This window comes from Streptomyces sp. DH12, assembly GCF_020873895.1.
In the GTDB taxonomy this organism is placed as follows: Bacteria; Actinomycetota; Actinomycetes; order Streptomycetales; family Streptomycetaceae; genus Streptomyces.
Window position 1 is genome coordinate 1 of the sequence record NZ_JAHWGT010000182.1, and the last position, 842, is coordinate 842.

General features: G+C 75.9%; 1 pseudogene. It reads left to right on the forward strand.

From position 1 onward, the window contains the following. Nucleotides 1–690 (forward strand): annotated as a pseudogene (locus LPA54_RS33370) (helicase); the annotation flags it as partial. Nucleotides 691–842 lie beyond the last annotated feature (152 nt).

Consider the following 842-nt stretch of genomic DNA (forward strand, 5'->3'; position numbering starts at 1 on the left):
CCCCTGCGGGACACCTTCGTCACGCTCCTGGGCCCGCGTCACCCCCGCCCGGTGGCCTTCCACGACGCCCCGACCGCCCCGCGCGGCGAGGTGGCCCTGACCCGCACCGACCCGGTGGTGGCGTCGGTGGCGCGCTTCGTGCTCGACGCGGCGCTGGACGACCGGATCGAGCAGTGGCAGCGGCCGGCCCGCCGCTGCGGGGTGGTCCGCACGACGGCCGTGGCCAAGCGCACCACGCTGCTCCTGGTCCGCTACCGCTTCCAGCTGTCGCTGCCCGGCCGGGACGCGGTGCTCCGCCAGCAGCTGGCCGAGGACGCCCGCCTGCTGGCCTACCGAGGGTCGGCGGCGAACCCCGACTGGCTGCCGGAGGACGAGGCGGTCGCCCTGCTGGAGGCACGGGCCGCCCAGAACACCGACCGCGCCTTCGCCCAGGACCGCATCGAGGGAATCCTCGGCTCGCTGGAGTCGCTGATGCCGACGCTGGAGGAGCGGGGCGAGCAGCTCGCGGCCCGCCTCCTCGACTCCCACCGCCGGGTGCGCGGCGCCTTCCGCGACGTGCGCGGCGCGACCGGCCCGGCCCGCCGGGGCCTGCGCGTGGACGTCCAGGGCCGTCCCGACGTCCTCGGCGTGTACCACTACCTCCCGGTCCCCGTCCTCGACGGCACGACCACGAACGGGGAAGCCCGCTGATGAGCCTCGCGAAGACCATCGTCACCGACTCCGTCCTCACCGTGGGCGGCCTGCTGCCGCCGGACATGCTGACCCGCGTCCGCGACGGCAAGGACGTGCCGGGCGCCCTGCCGAAGGACTACGGCCTGTTCGCGGCCAACGACACGGTCCGG